This is a genomic window from Paenibacillus sp. MAEPY2 (assembly GCF_000499205.1).
GTDB classification, from domain to species: Bacteria; Bacillota; Bacilli; order Paenibacillales; family Paenibacillaceae; genus Paenibacillus; species Paenibacillus vandeheii.
Genome location: NZ_AWUK01000104.1, coordinates 1 through 3,260 on the forward strand (window position 1 = coordinate 1; position 3,260 = coordinate 3,260).

Consider the following 3,260-nt stretch of genomic DNA (forward strand, 5'->3'; position numbering starts at 1 on the left):
TACTCACAAATATTAATTTTACTTTCACAAATTCACACCTCGATTTTTTATAATTGTAATTTCTGATAACGTTGTTGTATTCCCGACGCCCCACCACTTTAAAGGAGCTCGGAACCATATGCGAAGCCGGTTCCCGACTGAGCGCGACCGCGCTTAGGTGGTGCGGGTGTGTTACCTGAATCCAATTCCCCGAAATGCCTCTGGCAACCAAGGCCCCTTTTGGGACCACAGCGCGAATACGGTGTTATATGTTGTAGCCGCCTTCTTCGATTTCGCATAATTTATTTATGTTGTCATATTTACATTTAACTCTTGGTTGTCTATTTAGTATTTCCCTTTTTATAAATGCATTAATAAATGGATTAAATCTATTCCAGTTAAAAAGAACTGCATATCCGCATTGATATTTGAACAAGGTTTATTCTTATTTCTGATCTGCTATTCCAACTTCGACTATCCCATTCGACACCACTTAAATCATCACCGCCATACAAGATAATACCTAATTTTACATTTCTAAATTGTGAAACAGCCATAAATGCTGCTGCTTCCATTTCTACAGTTACACACCCTTCTGCTTTCCGCAACTCAACCTTTTCTTTAGTCTCTCTATAAAATGAATCTGTCGTCCAAGTTTTGGCCTTTATATACTTGATATTATGTATATTAAAATCGTCCTCAATAATTTTTAATACCTCTAGATTACATTCAATTTCTCTTGATGGCTTAATGTAATGGTATGATACTCCTTCATCTCTCACTGCAGAAACGGGTACTATTACATGTCCAACAGCAATGTCTTTTTTTAATACACCTGCACCACCACAAACTATAAATTTCTGAAAACCATAGGCTATCAGTTCTTCTAAGAATCCTGCTGAACCTGCAGCTCCTAAATACCCCAAAGTAATATGTACTTTTTTCCCTTGATAATATGTTTCATATATTGGCAAATCTACAGTCTCGCAATGTAGACTTGCAACTTCTTTCAACTTTCCCTCCGTTTTCATTTTTTCAATTACATCTCTAAAAAATGTTATGACACAGTATTTAAATTCTTCTTTTGGATTGATAAAATTAGTTGCCTCAATTATTGCAACTCGCGATTCATCAAATTCCAATATCGGGAATTCTTTACTATCAATTTTTTTGCTCTCCATCTCACTTACCTCCAAAGTAATTTAAATTTTTTTATTATTTCTTTGCGGCTATTACATATAACGTTACTGTATCCACGATGTCCCACCGACTTAAGCCACGTTAGAGGCGGCCGCGATGCGGTTAGTCGGTGCGGATGTGTCCGCCTGATTCCACTTCCCTGCCAATTCCCTTCGGGCTGACCGAGGGAGCGTCAGGACCCGAAGCTTGGATATAATGTTATCTGACGTAAACCTCTACTGTGAATTAGCTATAATCTTCTTTGTTAAGTTAAACTCATGACGGCATTCATGGTAATAACTTTTGAGTTTATATCCCCCAGCTTTAAATACAGGCTTATGTTGATACCACACTATAATTAGCGTTCCTTCAAAAAGGATTCTACGAAGGATATAAACTATTCTGTTAAAGAGAACGCTTCTATTTTGAGCAAATTTATGAAGTGTTTCGGATTGAAACTGAACATGTTTCTCCTCATCACTTAAAATCTGATTACATAAATCTATTAATACTTCTGACTTTGTAGATTTTTGCAAGGCTTTATAGTACAACTTAGCAATGATCTCAGCAGTTAATAGAACAATGACTGATTGTTCTAGACTCGCATATCGACGTAATCTTCTAAATACATTGTCCACCCAATGTCTACGAAGGAGTGGGATTCCTTGTACCTTCATAAATCTGCCTAGATCTCTAGCGTGCCTTTGTTCTTCTTTAATGAATTCTATAAGTGCTTCATAGTAATCCTGATCTTGTGTCTGATGTACATATTCTTGCGCACGTTTAATTAGATGTTTACCTTCAGATTTTTCTCCTAATTGAAACTGTTGAATTGACTTAATGATTATTTCTCTTTCATTAGTTGTTAATTTATAGTTGTCATCCCAATGAATATATTTGAGGTTTTGATTATTTCTTCGATAATATTGCACCCATTTCGAGAAAGTGATATTCATTATTTGCTCCTAAAATGTAATAGGTTTATCTCAGATAACGTTTTGTATTGACGACGTCCTGGCCCCTTAGAGTCGCTGCTTATAGTTGTGAGGCTTGCCGAACACCTAATGCAGTGACTTCCCGACGGGCTTAGGGGGCTGGATGTGGTCACTCGCTTCTCAGAGTGACCCGGATCGTCAATATGATGTTAGCCGAGGGAATTTCTGGAGGCAGCCATTGTATTTAAGGCGTTCTCAAAATAGCTATATACTTTATCTGCAATTCCCAGAAACTCTTCAACAAGTACATTACTATCCAAGTAACAAGCATACAGATAATCAACTAAAGCGGAGTCAATCTCACAATAGTTTAATATGGCATTCTTCATCTTAATAATGTCATCTTGCCATACCCCTGTATCTTCTAAAACCAAAGAGTATAATGCACGAATTAATCTCTTAGAGTAACCTTTAATATATCTAGTTTTCATTGTGTGATCACTAGCATTAGAAAGTAAACGATGTATACGATCTACTTCCTCCTTGGTCTCTGTATTTAAGTCTAAAATAAACTCTGGAGAAATAATTATCGGTGGTACTTTTTCACCAACGTCATGACCATATAGGCAAACACAAATGATCTTAACCCAAAAACCCCACTCATTTGGTTTACTTAATACATCGTCAATCGAGCAAATTATCGTATCAATCTTAGTTACTACTGGATATTCTTCCAAAAGCCTGTCTTTAATATTTGACAATCTTTCGTAATCAATATCTTTGGGATTTGCACATACAATAGTAAAGTCTGCATCTGACTTAAAAGGTTTAGCAGTTCCTTTTGGAATCGAGCCACACATATAAATGCTATGAATCTTATCTTTAAATTCGGCAAGTATATGATCTATATACTTATCAACAAAATCCTTATATTCACTTTGTATTACAATTCTATTTATAACTTTTTCTAATATCATATAGACTCCTCCTACACTAAGAACTTCTTTCGGCTAACGTTCCCGCATTCACGACGCTTGGCGTATGCCAAGTGTGTGTCCGGTAGCCTCTGCTTCCCTGAAATACTTCTGCCGGACCAAGGGCGTATGCTCGATGCGTGAATATAATGTTATGAGATGTCATCGACTCCAATGAAATACAAGAATATTA

The 3,260-nt window shown here is 36.6% G+C and carries 3 protein-coding genes; all 3 read right to left on the bottom strand.

The window, feature by feature from the left end; all coding sequences use genetic code 11:
- Positions 1-377 precede the first annotated feature (377 nt).
- The 3 genes from P364_RS0134640 to P364_RS0134650 all read right to left on the bottom strand — a co-directional run bounded on the left by P364_RS0134640 (position 378) and on the right by P364_RS0134650 (position 3,070).
- Complete coding sequence (locus P364_RS0134640) at positions 378-1,160, bottom strand: nucleoside phosphorylase (RefSeq protein ID WP_029881540.1); 783 nt, start codon at positions 1,158-1,160, stop codon at positions 378-380.
- Positions 1,161-1,394: 234 nt separating this feature from the next.
- Positions 1,395-2,114: a ferritin-like domain-containing protein gene (locus P364_RS0134645; protein ID WP_024634522.1), complete on the bottom strand. Its 720-nt coding sequence runs from the start codon at positions 2,112-2,114 to the stop codon at positions 1,395-1,397.
- A gap of 188 nt (positions 2,115-2,302) precedes the next feature.
- A complete protein-coding gene (locus P364_RS0134650; RefSeq protein ID WP_024634523.1) occupies positions 2,303-3,070 on the bottom strand; it encodes a nucleotidyltransferase domain-containing protein in 768 nt (255 codons plus the stop codon).
- Between the last annotated feature and the right edge of the window lie 190 nt (positions 3,071-3,260).